We start from the raw sequence: 15,206 nt of genomic DNA, 5'->3' as shown, positions 1-15,206 counted from the left end.
TTCGCGATGGACACCACGATGGAGTTCGACGCGTTCACCGCCGAGTCGCATGCGCTCCGCTACGACGAGGTGCGGGAGCGCAACTGGAAGCCGCTTACGGTGCTCGACACGCACACGATGCCGGTCGGTGCGATCCGCCTCAGTGGATCGACGCGACGAAGCTCTTCAACTCCGCCGTCTGCGGGTCCGCGAACAACGCCTTCGGATCGCCGCTCTCGTGCACGCGGCCCTGGTGCATGAACACCAGCTTGTCGCCGACCTCGCGCGCGAAGCGCATCTCGTGCGTGACCATGACCAGCGTCATGCCCTCGGCAGCGAGCTGCTTCACCACGGTCAGCACTTCGTTGACCAGTTCCGGGTCCAGCGCCGAGGTGATCTCGTCGCACAGCAGCACCTTCGGCTGCATCGCCAGCGCCCGCGCGATCGCCACGCGCTGCTGCTGGCCGCCGGAAAGCTGATCGGGAAAGGCGGCCCATTTCTCGGCGAGGCCGACCTTGTCCAGCATCTGCCTGGCCAGCGCCTCGATTTCGGCTTTCGGCGTCTTCTTCACCACGCTCGGCGCGAGCATCACGTTCTGGCCGACCGTGAGGTGCGGGAACAGGTTGAACTGCTGGAACACCATGCCGACCTTCCGGCGCAGCGCGCGCAGGTCGGTCTGGCCGGCGACGAGCTTCTCGCCCGCGACTTCGATCTGCCCGTCGTCGATGCTCTCGAGCCCGTTGATCGAACGCAGCAGCGTGCTCTTGCCCGAGCCGCTCTTGCCGATGATCGCGACGACCTGGCCCTCGTCGATCGCCAGGTCGATGCCCTTGAGCACGTGGTTCGCGCCGAAGCGCTTGTGCAGGGCGTCAATGCGCACGAGCGCCATGGAAGCTCCTTTCGAGCCGGTGTGCGAGGTGCGACAGCGGATAGCAGAGGATGAAGTAGCCGAGCGCCACGAGGCCGTAGACCAGGAAGGGCTTGAAGGTGGCGTTGGCCAGCATGCCGCCGGTCTTCGTGAGCTCGGTGAAGCCGATGATCGACGTCACCGCCGTGCCCTTGACCACCTGCACGCTGAAGCCCACCGTCGGCGCCACCGCGAGCCGCAGCGCCTGCGGCAGGACCACGTGGCGCATCTGCTGCGGCCAGCTCATCGCGAGCGTCGCCGAGGCTTCCCACTGCCCCTTGGGCACCGCCTCGACGCAGCCGCGCCAGATCTCGCCGAGGTAGGCGCTGGTGAACAGCGTCAGCGCCACCGCCGCCGCGAACCACGGCGAAACGTCGACGCCCAGCAGCGCGATGCCGAAGAACACCATGAAGAGCTGCATCAGCAGCGGGGTGCCTTGGAACAGTTCGATGTAGGCACGCGCCGCGTCGCGCAACCAGGCGAAGCGGCCGACGCGCGCGCCCAGCAGTGCCAGCCCGACCACGCCGCCGAGCACGAAGGCGGTCAGCGACAGCAGAACCGTCCACTGGGCGCCCACCCCCAGGTTGCGGACGATGTCGGCGAAGGTGAATTCGTCCATCACGGCGGGCTCCTTCGCATCACGACGCGCCGGCCGAACTGGTTGAGCAGCGCGCGCACGAGCAAGGACAGGCCGAAGTACATCAGCGCGACGACCGCATATGTCTCGAAGGCGCGGAAGTTGCGCGATTGGATGAAGTTGGCCGCGAAGGTCAGCTCTTCAGCGGCGATCTGCGAGCACACCGCGGTCCCGAGCATCACGATGACGATCTGGCTTGCGAGCGCCGGCCACACGCGGGCAAGCGAAGGCCGCAGCACCACGTACAGGAAGGCCTGCGTGCGCGTCATCGCGAGCGAGGCCGCCGCTTCGACCTGCCCGCGCGGCGTCGCCTGGATGCCGGCGCGGACGATCTCGGTGGCGTAGGCACCGAGATTGAGGATCACCGCGAGGATCGCGGCCTCCCATTCGCCGAGCTTCACGCCCAGCGCCGGCAGCCCGAAGAAGATGAAGAACAGCTGCACGAGAAAGGGCGTGTTGCGCACCAGCTCCACGTACACGGTGAACAGCGTGTCGAAGGGCCTCAGCGTCCAGGCCCGGCTGACCGCGCCGAGCACGCCCAGCGCGACGCCGAACACCGCGCCGACCGCGGTGAGCGCCAGCGTGTGCAGCGCGCCGCTCAGCAGCAGCCCGCGCGACTCCCAGACCGGCAGCAGGTCGAATGCGTAGGCCATGGGCGGCTACGGGCAAGCCAGGAAGGCCAGCGCATCGCGCGGCCCCGCCAGCGGCCGCGGTGGATCCGGCTTTGCCGGGCCGCCAGCGGCGCCCCCTTGGGCAGGAGCGGCGAAGCCGCAACGGGGGTGGGTCATAGATCCGCGGGCAGCGGATTCTTCAGCCAGGTCATTGCGATCGTGTTGAGCGCGCCCCCCTTCTTCGCCTTGGCGAGGATGTCGTTCACGGCGGCGAGCAGCGCCGCCTCGCCCTTGTTCACCCCGACGAAGCAGGGCGAGTTCTTGATGACGAACTTCGGCGTCATCGGCCGCAGCTTCGTGCGCTCGTTCAGCGCCGCCGCGACGACGTTGCCGGTGGCGGCGAGCTGTACCTGCCCCGACAGGTAGGCGGAGATCGTCGAGTTGTTGTCCTCGAAGCGCTTGATCGTCGCGGTGGCCGGCGCGATCTTGCTGAGTTCCAGGTCCTCGATCGAGCCGCGGGTCACGGCGATCGTCATGCCGGCCAGGTCGCCCGGGCCCGCGGCCTTCACGTCGGCCGGGCCGAACACGCCGTTGAAGAAGGGCGCGTAGGCGATGCTGAAGTCGATCACCTTCTCGCGCTCCGGGTTCTTGCCCAGGCTGGAGATCACGAGATCGGCCTTGCCGGTCGTCACATAAGGGATGCGGTTCGTGCTGGAGACGGGGATCAGCTCCAGCTTCACGCCCAGCTCCTTGGCGATCAGCGCGGCGGTGTCGATGTCGTAGCCCCGCGGCTTGAGATCGGGGCCGACCGTGCCGAACGGCGGGAAGTCCTGCGGCACGGCGATGCGCACGGTGCCCGTCTTCCTGATGGTGCCGAGCGCGTCGGCGTGGGCCGGGCCGCCGAACAGGGCGAAGGCGAGCCCCAGCAGGGCGGCGGCAGCGCGAGCGCCGCGGGGGATGCGCAAAAAAGTGTTCATCGGTGCTCCAGGGGTGGCGGGCTTCGCGCCAGGCGGATGCACGGCCCGTGCCAACGCGCACCGCCGAAGGCGCGGCGGGCGCATCGAGCTCTCGTCGGCAAGGCCGTCAAGGCGCCGGGATACTCGTGCGCCCGTCCCTGGAACACCATGCGCCGCTTCGCCACCGACTTCTCGCTGTCCGCCGCGACCGCCGGCTTCGTCGCGGTGCTGGTGGGCTTCACCAGCTCGGTCGCCATCGTGTTCCAGGCGGCCCAGGCCTTCGGCGCGACGCCCGCGGAGCAGGCCTCGTGGATGTGGGCGCTGGGGCTCGGCATGGGCCTGTGCACGCTGCTGCCCTCGCTGGCGTGGCGCCAGCCGGCGATGGTCGCGTGGTCGACGCCGGGCGCCGCGGTGCTGGCGACCTCGGCTGCCGGCTACGGCATGAGCGATGCGATCGCCGCGTTCATGCTCAGCGGCGCGCTGATCCTGCTGTTCGGCATGACCGGCTGGTTCGAGCGCGTGATGAGCCGCATCCCCGTCGCGATCGCTTCGGCGCTGCTGGCCGGCGTGCTGGCGCGCTTCGGCATCGATGCCTTCGCCGCAGCGCGCAGCGCCTTGCCGCTGGTGCTGCTGATGCTCGCGAGCTACCTGGTCGCACGGCGGCTGTGGCCGCGCTACGCGATCCCCTCGGTGCTGCTGCTTGCCACGGTGTTCGTCGCCTGGCGCGGCGAGCTGCGCGTCGATGCGATCGCCTGGTCGCTCGCGTCGCCCGTGTTCACCGCGCCGCGCTTCAGCGTCGAAGGCGCGATCAGCCTCGCGCTGCCGCTGTTCATCGTGACGATGGCTTCGCAGAACCTGCCTGGTGTCGCGGCGATCCGCGCCGCCGGCTTCGGCGCGATGCCGATCTCCAGGCTGATCTCGATCACCGGCGCCGCGACGCTGCTGCTCGCGCCCTTCGGCGCCTTCGCGCTGAACCTGTCGGCGATCACCGCGGCGATCGTGATGGGCCGCGAGGCGCATGAAGACCCGCGGCGCCGCTACGTCGCGAGTGCCGTCTGCGGCGCGATCTACGTGGCGATCGGGCTCGTCGGCGGCGCGGTGATCGGCCTGCTCAACGCCTTCCCGCGCGAGCTGGTGGTGGCGATCGCCGGGTTCGCGCTGCTCGGCACGATCGGCAACGCGCTCGCCGCGGCGCTGAAGGACGAGGCGCATCGCGAGGCGGCGCTCGTCACCTTCCTCGTCACGCTCTCGGGCGTGGTGATCGCCGGGGTGGGCGCGGCGTTCTGGGCCGTGGTGGCCGGCGCGCTGGCACTCGCGCTGCAGCCGCGTCCCGCACGCGGCTGACGCTGCGCAGGCTCACGCCGTGCGCAGCGGCTCCGGCGCGAGGACGCAGGCGCGGGCGCGCGCGGCGAAGCGCGTGCCGCCGCGTTCCCAGCTGGCGGGGAAGGCGCGGGTCGCCTCGGCGTGGCGGCTTTCGCAGCCCTGCTTCAGGCGCTCGTGCAGCTCGGCCACGACGGTGTCGACGCGGTCGATCCACTCCGGCGCCGACGCCAGCACCTCGTACTCGGCGCCTTCGATGTCGAGCTTGAGCACGTCGATGTGCTCGATGCCGTGGCGGCGCATCAGCGTGGCCATCGTGAGCGCCGGCACCGCGTGGACCGTGCCCGCGCCCGAGTGCCGGCTCTCGGCCGTCACGAAGCCCCAGGCCCCGAGTCCGGGGTCGACGACCTCGATCGAGCCGTCGTGATCCCACAGCGCCGCCTGCACCGGCTCGATGTTCGGATAGGGCGCGACGTTGCGTTGCAGCAGCCGGAAGTTCTCGGCTTCGCATTCGATCGCGATCACCCGCGCTTCGGGAAAGCGGCTCGCGAAGTAGACGGAGGCCAGGCCGATGTTGGCTCCCGCATTGACGATCACGCGCGGTGTCGTGTGCACCGCCATCGCGTATTCCTCGTCCTGAAGGACCTGTTCGTAGGCCTCGACGTCGGTCGACGGAAGCCGCAGCGTCACCGGATGCCGCAGCTTCGGGTGGCTCACGCTGTGCAGCACCGGCCGACCACTCAACTTGCCGCGCACGCCGGCGACGACGCCGCGCCAGCCCAGCACCCGCGCGTAGGTTGCGATCCGTCCCATCACTCGCTCCTCCGGCCTCGCGGGCCTTTGCAGGAGCATCGCGGATGCGCAACGGCCGTGCAAGCCGGTCCACCCCCGCGATCGCGCGCCTCGAAGTGCTGAGAAACTCACACGGCCCGCCCGCACCGGCCCCGTCCTCCGCCGTCATGCTCATCCTCGTCGTCGCCGACCCGCTCGATCGTTTCAAGATCGCGAAGGACACCACCTTCTCGATGATGCGGGCCGCCGCCGCGCGCGGCCACGCGCTCGCGGCTTGCGAGCCGAGGCATCTGCGCTGGGTGAGCGGCGAGCCGGTCACGGCGCTGGCGCGCCGCGTCGAGCTCACCGGCGCTGTCGACGGCCCGTGGTACCGCGCGGCGCCCGAGGCGCGCGTCGCGCTGCGCGACTTCGGCGCGGTGCTGATGCGCAAGGACCCGCCGTTCGACGCCGAGTACATCTACGCGACCCATCTGTTCGAACGCGCGGAAGCCGAGGGTGCGCGCGTCGTCAACAAGCCGCGCGCCTTGCGCGACCACCCCGAGAAGCTCGCGATCATGGAGTTTCCCGAGTGGATCGGGCCGACGCTGGTGACGCGCGACGCGGCCGACATCCGCGCCTTCCACGCCGAGCACAAGGACATCATCCTGAAGCCGCTCGACGGCATGGGCGGCATGGGCATCTTCCGCGTGAAGGAAGACGGCCTGAACCTCGGCAGCATCGCCGAGACGCTCAACGAGCACGGCGCGCGCACGGTGATGGTCCAGCGCTTCCTGCCGGAGATCGCGCGGGGCGACAAGCGCATCCTGCTGATCGCCGGCGAGCCGCTGCCGTTCTCGCTGGCGCGCATCCCGCAGGGCACGGAGGTGCGCGGCAACATGGCGGTGGGCGGCAAGGGCGTCGCGCAGCCGCTGTCGGCGCGCGATCGCGAGATCGCCGAAGCGCTCGGGCCGGTGCTGCACGCGCGTGGCCTGTTGCTGGTGGGGCTCGACGTGATCGGCGACTGGGTCACCGAGATCAACGTCACCAGCCCGACCGGCTTTCAAGAGATCCACCGGCAGGCCGGCTGCGACGGCGCGACGCGCTTCGTCGAGGCGCTCGAGGCCGCCTGCGCGTGAGCCGGATCGAGCTTCATCGGGAGTGGGCTGCATGCCTCTTGCGTCGTGTCGCGCGGCCGTGTCGATCGCCCTCGCCATCCTGCTCTGCGCTTGCGCGCAGCCCGCGCGCACGGATGCGGCCGGCATGACGCCGCTCGACGCCGAGTCCGACCCCTACCTCTGGCTCGAGGACGTCGGCGGCGCGCGCGCGCTGGAGTGGGTGCGCGAGCGCAATGCGCATTCGGAGCGCCTGCTCGAAGCGCAGCCCGGCTACGCGCCGCTGCGCGCCGAGCTGCGCGAAGTGCTCGACTCGAAGGACCGCATCCCGGCGATCCGCCGCATCGGCGACCACCTCTACAACCTCTGGCAGGACGAGACCAGCAAGCGCGGCCTGTGGCGCCGCACGACGCTCGACGAGTACGCGAAGCCGCAGCCCGCCTGGGAGACGGTGATCGACCTCGACGCGCTCGGCCGCGCCGAGGGCGAGAACTGGGTCTGGGGCGGCGCCAACTGCTTCGGGCCGGCGTATGCACGCTGCATCGTCGCGCTGTCGCGCGGCGGCGCCGACGCGAAGGTGCAGCGCGAGTTCGATCTCGCGAGCAGGCGCTTCGTGCCCGCGGCACACGGCGGCTTCGAGCTGCCGGAGGCGAAGTCCGAGCTCGAATGGGCGGACGCCGACACGCTCTACGTCGGCACCGATTTCGGCGCCGGCTCGCTGACCGATTCGGGCTACCCGCGCGTCATCAAGCGCTGGAAGCGCGGCACGCCGCTCGCGCAGGCGACGACGGTGTTCGAGGGCCAGGCGCGCGACGTATGGGTCGACGCGCGCGTCGATCGCACGCCGGGCTTCGAGCGCACCGTCTTCGCCGTCGCGCCCGACTTTTTCACCGAGCGCGCGAGCCTGCTGCTGCCGGACGGCCGGCTGCAGCCGATCGACAAGCCCGACGACGCGCGCCTCGCGTTCGAGCGGGAATGGCTGCTGCTCAAGCTGCGCAGCGACTGGAGCGTCGGCGGGCGCAGCTACCGGGCCGGCTCGCTGCTCGCGGCGCGCGCCGACGCCTACCTGAAGGGCGAACGCCGCTTCGACGTGCTGTTCGAGCCGACCGCGACCCGCTCGCTCGGCGGCTGGATCGCCACCCGTTCGCGCTTCCTGCTCGACGTGCTCGACGACGTCAAGGGTCGCGTCGAGGAACTGCGCTGGGACGGCAGCGCCTGGCAGCGGCGCGAGGTCGCGCTGCCGGGCAGCGCGGGCAACGTCGAGCTGACCAGCCTGCACGACGAGCTCGTGCCGGACGACCCGCTCGCCGAGCGCTACCTGCTCGGCTACACCGACTTCCTCACGCCCAACACGCTGTCGCTCGCGACCGCGGGCAGCGACCAGCGCACGCTGCTGAAGACGCTGCCGGCGCTGTTCGACGCGAACGGCATGCGCACCGAGCAGCGCTTCGCGACGTCGAAGGACGGCAGCAAGGTGCCGTACTTTGTGATCTGGCCCAGGCCCGCCCGGCAAGGCGGCGCGGCGGCCGAAGGCGCGAGCCCGACGCTGCTGTACGGCTACGGCGGCTTCGAGGTTTCGCTGCAACCGGCCTATTCGGCGCTGCGCGGCCGGGCCTGGCTCGCGCGCGGCGGCGTCTTCGTGCTCGCGAACCTGCGCGGCGGCGGCGAATTCGGCCCGGCCTGGCATAGAGCCGCGATGAAGGCGAACAAGCAGAAGAGCTACGACGACTTCATCGCGGTCGCCGAGGACCTGATCGCGACGCGCGTCACGACGCCGGCGCGGCTCGGCATCATGGGCGGCAGCAACGGCGGCCTGCTCGTCGGTGCCACCTTCGTGCAGCGGCCCGATCTGTTCAATGCCGTCGTCTGCCAGGTCCCGCTGCTGGACATGCGGCGCTATCACAAGCTGCTCGCGGGCGCCTCGTGGATGGCCGAGTACGGCAACCCGGAGCTGCCCGCCGAGTGGGACTGGATCTCGCGCTATTCGCCGTACCAGAACGTGAAGCGCGGGGTGCGCTACCCCGAGGTGCTGTTCACCACCTCGACGCGCGACGACCGCGTGCACCCCGGCCATGCGCGCAAGATGGCCGCGCGCATGCTGGGCTTCGGGGCGCCGGTGCTGTACTACGAGAACATCGAAGGCGGCCACGGCGGCGCGGCCGACAACGAGCAGCGCGCCAAGCTGCTCGCGCTCGAATACACCTACCTCTGGCGGCAGCTCGGGCGCTAGCGGTCAGAAGCCTTCCTCGACCAGCTCCGCCGCGCGCAGCACCGCGCGCGCCTTCGCCTCGGTCTCGGCCCATTCGAGCGCAGGCACCGAGTCGGCGACGATGCCGGCGGCGGCCTGCACGTACAGCCGCTGGTCCTTGACGATGCCGGTGCGGATCGCGATGGCCACGTCCATGTCGCCGGCGAAGCTCAGGTAGCCGCAGGCGCCGCCGTAGATGCCGCGCTGCACCGGCTCGAGCTCGTCGATGATCTCCATCGCGCGGATCTTCGGCGCACCGCTCAGCGTGCCGGCGGGAAAGGCGGCGCGCAGCACGTCCATGTGCGTCGTGCCGGGCTTGAGCAGGCCTTCGACGTTGCTCACGATGTGCATCACGTGCGAGTAGCGCTCGACGGCGAAGGCCTCGGTCACCTTAACCGAGCCGGTCTGCGCGATGCGGCCGATGTCGTTGCGAGCCAGGTCGATCAGCATCAGGTGCTCGGCGCGTTCCTTCGGGTCGGCCAGCAGCTCGGCCTCGATCTCGCGGTCGCGCTCGGGCGTCGCGCCGCGCGGCCGGGTGCCGGCCAGCGGGCGGATGGTGAGCTTTTCGCCTCCCGGCGTGCGCTCGTGGCGCACCAGGATCTCCGGGCTCGCGCCGACGATCTGGAAATCGCCCATGTCGTAGAAGTACATGTAGGGCGACGGGTTGAGCGAGCGCAGCGCGCGGTACAGCGACAGCGGGCTTTCGGTGTAGCGCTTCGAAAGCCGTTGGCCGAAGACGATCTGCATGCAGTCGCCCGCGGCGATGTACTGCTTGCAGCGCTCGACCGCGGCTTCGAAGTCGGCGCGCGCGAACTCGCGCTCGACCGGGTTCGCGATGCCTCGCTTCACCGCCGGCGCGGTGACGCTGTAGCGCAGCTTGTCGCTGAGCTCGGCGAGCCGGCGCTTGCCGCGGAAGTACGCCTCGGGTTGCGCGGGATCGGCATAGACGATCAGGTAGAGCCGCCCCGAGAGGTTGTCGATGACCGCCAGCTCCTCGCATTGCAGCAGCTGGACGTCGGGCGTGCCGAGCCCGCGTTCGCGCCGCGCCGCCGCCAGCTTTGGCTCGATGAAGCGCACCGCCTCGTAGCCGAAGTAGCCCGCGAGCCCGCCGCAGAAGCGCGGCATGCCGGGGTTGATCGCGACCTTGAAGCGGCGCTGGTAGGCCTCGATGAAATCGAGCGGGTTGCCTTCGTGCGTCTCGACGACGCGGCCGTCGGTGACGACCTCGCAGCGCAGGCCGGTCGCGCGCAGCAGCGTGCGTGCGGGCAGCCCGATGATCGAGTAGCGCCCGAAGCGCTCGCCGCCGACGACCGATTCGAGCAGGAAGCTCATCGGCCGGCCGCCGGCCAGCTTCAGGTAGAGCGACAGCGGGGTCTCCAGGTCGGCGAAGGCCTCGCCGATCAGCGCGATGCGGTTGTGGCCCTGCGCGGCAAGGCTCTGGAATTCGAGTTCGGTGATCACGTCGGGGCCCTCCGCGGCCCGGGCCGCGCGCACGCGGTGCGCACGGCGGCAAGCAAGCTGTCGATCAAGGCGGCGCAGGGGCCCTGCGCCGCGCGGGACTCAGTGCGTCCCGCGACGCCAGGGCCAGGCTCCCCGGTCGTGCGACCTTTTGATCTGCTTGCGTGCCACGAACATGCGGTTCAGTCTAACCGCGGCTCCCGCAAGCCCGGGGGGTGCGCGGCACGCGCGCGACAGACACTGCGCCGCGCCGCGCCGAGACTGCGCGGCTTCGATCGGCATCGATGAGGAGACCCGCTGTGCGAAGCCGCTTCCCGATCTCGCTTTTCGCCAGCCTTCTCGTGCTGGCCGCGCCGTTCACCGCGCTCGCGCAGGCCGTCGAGACCAGCGGGGTCAAGTTCGACGGCGAAATGAGCGTCGGCGCCAACCGCCTCGTGCTCAACGGCGCGGGCACGCGCTACAAGTTCGTCATCAAGGTCTACGCGGCCGCGCTGTACGGGCCGGCGAAGGTTTCGACGCCCGAGGCGGTCTACGACGTTCGCCAGCCGCGCGCGATGAAGATCGTGATGCTGCGCGACATCAATGCCAGCGAGCTCGGCCGCCTCTTCACCAACGGCATGCAGGACAACACCGCGCGCGAGGATTTCGCCAAGGCGATCCCGGGCACCTTGAAGCTCGCCGACCTGTTCGCCGCGCGCAAGAAGCTCGTGGCCGGCGACAACTTCGTCATCGACTACCGCCCCGGCACGGGTACGCGCATCGTGATCAACGGCAAGCCCGAGGGCGAGCTGATCGAGGAGCCGGAGTTCTACGTCGCGCTGATGAAGATCTGGCTCGGCAAGGCGCCGGCCGACTACCGGCTGAAGGACGCGCTGCTCGGCGGCAAGCCGAACTAGGCTCGGGCCGCGAGCTGCCGGCGCATCGCGGCGATCACCTGCGCGTAGTCCGGCTGCCCGAAGATCGCGCTGCCGGCGACGAAGGTGTCGGCGCCGGCGTCGGCGGCGGCGCGGATGTTGTCGGTCTTGATGCCGCCGTCGACCTCGAGGCGGATGTCGCGCCCACTCGCCTCGATCAGCTTCCTCACCTTTTCCAGCTTGCGCAGCGTGCTCGGAATGAAGCTCTGGCCGCCGAAGCCGGGGTTCACGCTCATCAGCAGGATCAGGTCGAGCTTGTCGCTTTCCTCGCCGAGCACCCACTCGAGCACGTCGAGCGATGCGGCCGGGTTGAACACCAGCCCGGCCCGGCAGCCGGCGGCCCGGATCGCCTGCAGGCTGCGGTCGACGTGCGTGCTGGCGTCGGGGTGGAAGCTGATCAGGTCGGCACCGGCCTTCGCGAAGGCCGCGGCGAGCGCATCGACCGGGCTCACCATCAGGTGCACGTCGATCGGCACCGGCGTGCCGTCGGCCGTGACGGCGTGCTTGCGCAGCGCCTCGCAGACCATCGGCCCGAAGGTCAGGTTGGGCACGTAGTGGTTGTCCATCACGTCGAAGTGGATCCAGTCGGCGCCGGCCGCGACGACGTTCTTCACCTCGTCGCCGAGCCGCGCGAAGTCGGCCGACAGCAGGCTCGGGGCGATGCGGAAGCAGCGGTCGTTCGCCATGGCTCCACTCCTTCGGTGCGGGGCACCGATTCTAGAAAGCCGCTCCCTAGAATCGGCCGGCATGAGCCGCCCCGATTTCGACGTCAGCGTCGTCGCGCGCTACCTGCCCGAGCAGTCCGCGCCCGAGCAGCAGACCTACGCCTTCGCCTACAGCGTCACGATCACCAACCGCGGCGACGTCGCCGCGCAGCTCATCGGCCGCCAGTGGCACATCGAGGATGCCAACGGCCTGGTGCAGCTGGTGCGCGGGCTCGGCGTCGTCGGCCACCAGCCGCTGCTGCAGCCCGGCGAGCAGTTCGAATACCAGAGCTGGGCGCGCATTGCGACGCCCCGCGGCACCATGCGCGGCAGCTACTTCTGCATGACCAGCGAGGCCGAGGCCTTCGAGGCGCCGATCGCGGCGTTCTCGCTGTCGATGGCGCAGGCTCTGCACTAGGGCCGCGGCGGTGTGCGGCTTCAGCGGTCGGCACCGCCGGCGTCGTCGTCCCGGCCCGCATCCCGGCGCTCGCCGCGGCGGCGCCCCGAGAACATCGTCCACCAGACGATGAAGGCCAGCAGCAGCAGCGCGCCAAGCGCTTCGAGGATCAACACCAGCATGGAAGCCCGATCGTTGCAAGGTCCGGGGCCGATCATCGCCGCAGCCGGCGGCGCGCTCGCGCTGCTGCTGACGGTGGCGTGCAGCACCCCGGTACCGCTGGCGCCTGCCGCCTCCGCGCCTGCCGCACCGGCGCCGGCCGCGCCCGCCGCCGCGCCGGCCGTACCCGCGACGAGCCCGGCGCCGATCGCCGAGCCGGCCCCCATCGAGCGCGAACAGGCCCGCTGGCTGCCCGGCGCCTGGACCGATCTGCCCGGCTGGCCGGCCGATGCGGTGATCCACGCCTGGCCGGCGCTGCTGCGCAGCTGCGCGAAGCCCGCGCCCGGCTGGGCCGCGGCCTGCGACGGCGCGCGCCGTCTCGCCGACCCCGACGAAGCCAAGGTGCGCGACTGGCTCCAGCGCAACCTGCGTCCCTGGCGCGTCACCGCGCTCGACGGCCGCGCGGACGGCCTCGCGACCGGCTATTTCGAGCCGCTGGTCGAGGCTTCGCGCCGGCGCACGCCGCAGCATGCGGTGCCGCTGTACGCGCCGCCGGCCGGCCTCTCGAGCGAGCGTGCCTGGTTCACGCGCGCCGAGATCGATCACCACCCCGGCGCGCGCGCGGCGCTCAAGGGGCGCGAGATCGCATGGGTCGCCGACCCGCTCGACGCGCTGCTGCTGCAGGTGCAGGGCTCCGGGCGCCTGCTGATGACCGAGCCCGACGGCACGCGCCGCGTCGTGCGCCTGGCCTACGCGGCCCACAACGGCCAACCCTACCGGTCGGTCGGCCGCTGGCTGGTCGAGCAGCGTGCTTTCACGCTGGAGCAGGCCTCGTGGCCGGCGATCAAGGACTGGGCGCGCGCGAATCCGCGGCGCGTCGGCGCGATGCTGCACGCGAACCCGCGCATGGTGTTCTTCCGCGAGGAGCCGCTGCCCGATCCGAGCGTCGGCGCGGTCGGCGCGCAAGGCGTTGCGCTGACGCCGGGGCGCTCGATCGCCGTCGATCCGCGCGCGCTGCCCTACGGCGCGCCGGTGTGGCTCGACACCACCGAGCCGCAGCCCTGGGCCAAGGAGCCGCCGCCGGCCAAGCCGCTGCAGCGGCTGGTGATCGCGCAGGACACCGGCAGCGCGATCACCGGCGCCGTGCGCGCCGACTACTTCTGGGGCTGGGGCGACGGCGTCGAGGACCTGGCCGGCCGCATGAAGCAGCCGTTGCGCATGTGGGTGCTGTGGCCGAGATCCTGAGCCGCGCTCAGGCCTGACAACCCGACGGCTTCGAGCCCGCGCCGGCCCACTGCGGCTCGGCCCGCCCGTAGCCCAGTTCGCGCAGTGAACGCCGCAGCGCTTCGTCCAGCGGTGTGGCTCGCAGCGGGCCGGCGAGGGCCTCGAGCCGGCGCCCGTCGATCGCATGCGGCACCCGCCGCAGGTAGGCCATGCGCGCCAGCTCGCGCCACAGCGGCACGACCACGCCGACCGCGCGCAGCGCCCACCACGGCAGACGACCGTGGCGCCAGCCGCGCGCCGGCTGCATGCCGAGCCCGGCGGCGGCGCGTTCGAGCGCGGCGACGAAGGCGCTGCCGGTCACCGAGTGGCCGCCGAACATCAGCCGCTGGAACGCGGGCGCGTGGGCCTGAGATGCGACCGCGACGAAGGCCTCGGCGAGGTCGGGCAGGTAGGCCCAGGCATGCATCAGGCGCGGATCGCCCGGGTAGTCGATGCGACCGCGCGCCATCGGCTTCGCGACGGCCTGGTCGAACCAGCCGCCGGTGCCGGCGCCGAAGAAGTCGCCGGCGGTGATCACCGTCGCGCGCAGCGTGCCGGCGTCGGCCCGCTCGGCCAGCGCGTCCTCCATCGCGACGCGGATGCGGCCCTTCTCGTTCGTCGGCCGCATCGGCGTGCGCTCGTCGAGCACCGCCGGCATGGCTTCGCCGTGGTTGTAGACGTTGCCCGGCAGCATCAGCCGCGCGCCGAGCGCCTCGGCCAGCGCGATGCCCTGCCGCAGCGCCGGCATCGCCTCTTCGTTCCAGCGCGTGTAGATCAGGTTGATGCCGTGCACGACCACGCTCGGCGCACGGCCCTCCGCGCGCAGCCGCGCGGCGTCGAGTTCGGCGAGCGGCGCACGCAGGAGGCGCGCACGCGCGGGCATGCCGGGCGCCGCAGCCCGCCGCACGTGGGCGACGACCTGCCAGCCGGCGCGATCGAAGGCCTGCGACACTGAGCCGCCACCTCGCCGAACTCGAGGCCCAGCTCGGCGCGCCGCTGTTCGAGCGCACCGGCCGCGGCGTGACGCCCACCGCCGCCGCGCTCGCGGTGGCCGGCGCGGCGCGCCAGATGAACGACGCCGCCGCAGCGATCACGCGCAGCCTTGCCGCCGCGCGCAGCAGCGCGCGCGGCACCGTGCGCATCACCACCAGCGAGGTCGCGGCCGCCTGGCTGCTGCCGCCGGTGCTGTCGCGGCTGCACGCGGCGCATCCGCAGATCGAGATCGAGCTCGCCGCGTCGAACGAGCTCAGCAACCTGCTGCGCCGCGAGGCCGACGTCGCGGTGCGCATGGTGCGGCCCGCGCAGGCTTCGCTGATCGCGCGCAAGCTCGGCGAGATCCCGATCGTCGCGGCGGCGCACCGCAGCTACCTGCACGCCGCGCCGCCGCTCGAGCGCATCGAGGATCTCGCGGCCCACCGCCTCGTCGGCTTCGACCGAGACGACGCGATCCTGCGGGGCCTCGCGTCAGCCGGCATGCCGCTGTCGCGGCACCGCTTCGCGCTGCGCACCGACGACCAGGTCGCGTACGGCCGGCTCGTCGCCGAAGGCGGGGGCGTCGGCTTCGTCGCGCGCTACAACCTGCACTGCTGGCCGGGCGTGGTGGAGGTGCTGCCGGGGCTGATCGACATCCGCCTGCCGTGCTGGCTGGCGGTGCACCGGGAGATCCGCTCGAACGCCATCGTGCGCAGCGTCTACGACTTCCTCGCCGCCGAATTGCCGGCGCAGCTGCGGCGCTAGCGGCGCCCGGACGAGCGGCCCGCGGCGCCGGTG

The 15,206-nt window shown here is 71.5% G+C and carries 16 protein-coding genes; 7 read left to right on the top strand and 9 right to left on the bottom strand.

Features of this window, described 5'->3' with window-relative positions; translation table 11 throughout:
- Positions 1-139: 139 nt before the first annotated feature.
- From VFR90_RS13465 to VFR90_RS13450, 4 genes are all read right to left on the bottom strand, one after another.
- Complete coding sequence (locus VFR90_RS13465; RefSeq protein WP_326406657.1) at positions 140-868, bottom strand: amino acid ABC transporter ATP-binding protein; 729 nt, start codon at positions 866-868, stop codon at positions 140-142.
- The gene (locus tag VFR90_RS13460) at positions 849-1,505 is read right to left on the bottom strand and encodes an amino acid ABC transporter permease (RefSeq protein WP_326406656.1); all 657 of its coding nucleotides are present in this window, start codon (positions 1,503-1,505) and stop codon (positions 849-851) included. The genes VFR90_RS13465 and VFR90_RS13460 overlap by 20 nt, the downstream gene beginning before the upstream one ends.
- Positions 1,505-2,176, bottom strand: a complete 672-nt coding sequence (locus VFR90_RS13455; RefSeq protein ID WP_326406655.1) for an amino acid ABC transporter permease — start codon at positions 2,174-2,176, stop codon at positions 1,505-1,507. The genes VFR90_RS13460 and VFR90_RS13455 overlap by 1 nt, the downstream gene beginning before the upstream one ends.
- A 131-nt stretch (positions 2,177-2,307) precedes the next feature.
- A complete protein-coding gene (locus VFR90_RS13450) occupies positions 2,308-3,111 on the bottom strand; it encodes a transporter substrate-binding domain-containing protein (protein WP_326406654.1) in 804 nt (267 codons plus the stop codon).
- Between the two features lie 147 nt (positions 3,112-3,258).
- Between VFR90_RS13450 and VFR90_RS13445 the strand changes: the two genes are divergently transcribed.
- The gene (locus VFR90_RS13445; RefSeq protein ID WP_326406653.1) at positions 3,259-4,434 is read left to right on the top strand and encodes a benzoate/H(+) symporter BenE family transporter; all 1,176 of its coding nucleotides are present in this window, start codon (positions 3,259-3,261) and stop codon (positions 4,432-4,434) included.
- Positions 4,435-4,446: 12 nt separating this feature from the next.
- Here VFR90_RS13445 and VFR90_RS13440 read toward each other — a convergent pair whose 3' ends face one another.
- Entirely contained in the window at positions 4,447-5,223 is a 777-nt protein-coding gene (locus tag VFR90_RS13440; protein WP_326406652.1) for an FkbM family methyltransferase, read from the bottom strand.
- A gap of 146 nt (positions 5,224-5,369) precedes the next feature.
- On the opposite strand from VFR90_RS13440, the gene gshB reads away from it, so the two are divergent.
- Together gshB and VFR90_RS13430 are read left to right on the top strand one after the other, a co-directional pair.
- A complete protein-coding gene (gene gshB / locus VFR90_RS13435) occupies positions 5,370-6,317 on the top strand; it encodes a glutathione synthase (protein WP_326406651.1) in 948 nt (315 codons plus the stop codon).
- A 124-nt stretch (positions 6,318-6,441) separates the two neighbouring features.
- Positions 6,442-8,523 (top strand): prolyl oligopeptidase family serine peptidase, encoded by a 2,082-nt coding sequence (locus VFR90_RS13430; protein WP_326406650.1) that lies wholly within the window; start codon positions 6,442-6,444, stop codon positions 8,521-8,523.
- Between the two features lie 3 nt (positions 8,524-8,526).
- On the opposite strand, the gene trpE is transcribed toward VFR90_RS13430, so the two are convergent.
- Entirely contained in the window at positions 8,527-10,002 is a 1,476-nt protein-coding gene (gene trpE, locus VFR90_RS13425; protein ID WP_326406649.1) for an anthranilate synthase component I, read from the bottom strand.
- A gap of 296 nt (positions 10,003-10,298) precedes the next feature.
- Between trpE and VFR90_RS13420 the strand changes: the two genes are divergently transcribed.
- Positions 10,299-10,895, top strand: coding sequence for a chalcone isomerase family protein (locus VFR90_RS13420; protein WP_326406648.1), 597 nt, complete (start codon positions 10,299-10,301; stop codon positions 10,893-10,895).
- Here the strand turns inward: VFR90_RS13420 and rpe are convergent.
- On the bottom strand, positions 10,892-11,599 hold the full coding sequence (gene rpe, locus VFR90_RS13415) for a ribulose-phosphate 3-epimerase (RefSeq protein WP_326406647.1): 708 nt from the start codon (positions 11,597-11,599) through the stop codon (positions 10,892-10,894). The genes VFR90_RS13420 and rpe overlap by 4 nt on opposite strands.
- Positions 11,600-11,660: 61 nt before the next feature.
- Between rpe and apaG the strand changes: the two genes are divergently transcribed.
- On the top strand, positions 11,661-12,035 hold the full coding sequence (gene apaG / locus VFR90_RS13410; protein WP_326406646.1) for a Co2+/Mg2+ efflux facilitator ApaG/CorD: 375 nt from the start codon (positions 11,661-11,663) through the stop codon (positions 12,033-12,035).
- A gap of 20 nt (positions 12,036-12,055) precedes the next feature.
- Here apaG and VFR90_RS13405 read toward each other — a convergent pair whose 3' ends face one another.
- Positions 12,056-12,196 carry a hypothetical protein gene (locus VFR90_RS13405; RefSeq protein ID WP_326406678.1) on the bottom strand — a complete coding sequence of 47 codons (141 nt, stop codon included), beginning with the start codon at positions 12,194-12,196 and terminating at the stop codon, positions 12,056-12,058.
- Between VFR90_RS13405 and mltA the strand changes: the two genes are divergently transcribed.
- Positions 12,195-13,418 carry a murein transglycosylase A gene (gene mltA, locus VFR90_RS13400; RefSeq protein ID WP_414676535.1) on the top strand — a complete coding sequence of 408 codons (1,224 nt, stop codon included), beginning with the start codon at positions 12,195-12,197 and terminating at the stop codon, positions 13,416-13,418. The two genes, VFR90_RS13405 and mltA, sit on opposite strands and share 2 nt — an antisense overlap.
- Before the next feature lie 7 nt (positions 13,419-13,425).
- Here mltA and VFR90_RS13395 read toward each other — a convergent pair whose 3' ends face one another.
- Positions 13,426-14,388 carry a Rossmann-fold NAD(P)-binding domain-containing protein gene (locus tag VFR90_RS13395; RefSeq protein ID WP_326406645.1) on the bottom strand — a complete coding sequence of 321 codons (963 nt, stop codon included), beginning with the start codon at positions 14,386-14,388 and terminating at the stop codon, positions 13,426-13,428.
- A 68-nt stretch (positions 14,389-14,456) separates the two neighbouring features.
- Between VFR90_RS13395 and VFR90_RS13390 the strand changes: the two genes are divergently transcribed.
- Positions 14,457-15,173, top strand: coding sequence for a LysR substrate-binding domain-containing protein (locus VFR90_RS13390; protein WP_326406644.1), 717 nt, complete (start codon positions 14,457-14,459; stop codon positions 15,171-15,173).
- Positions 15,174-15,206 lie beyond the last annotated feature (33 nt).

Origin of the sequence: Methylibium sp. (genome assembly GCF_035762065.1) — a bacterium.
Classification (GTDB): Bacteria; Pseudomonadota; Gammaproteobacteria; order Burkholderiales; family Burkholderiaceae_C; genus Methylibium.
The sequence above is the reverse complement of the archived record's forward strand: the minus strand, read 5'-3'. Positions and strand labels throughout refer to the sequence as shown.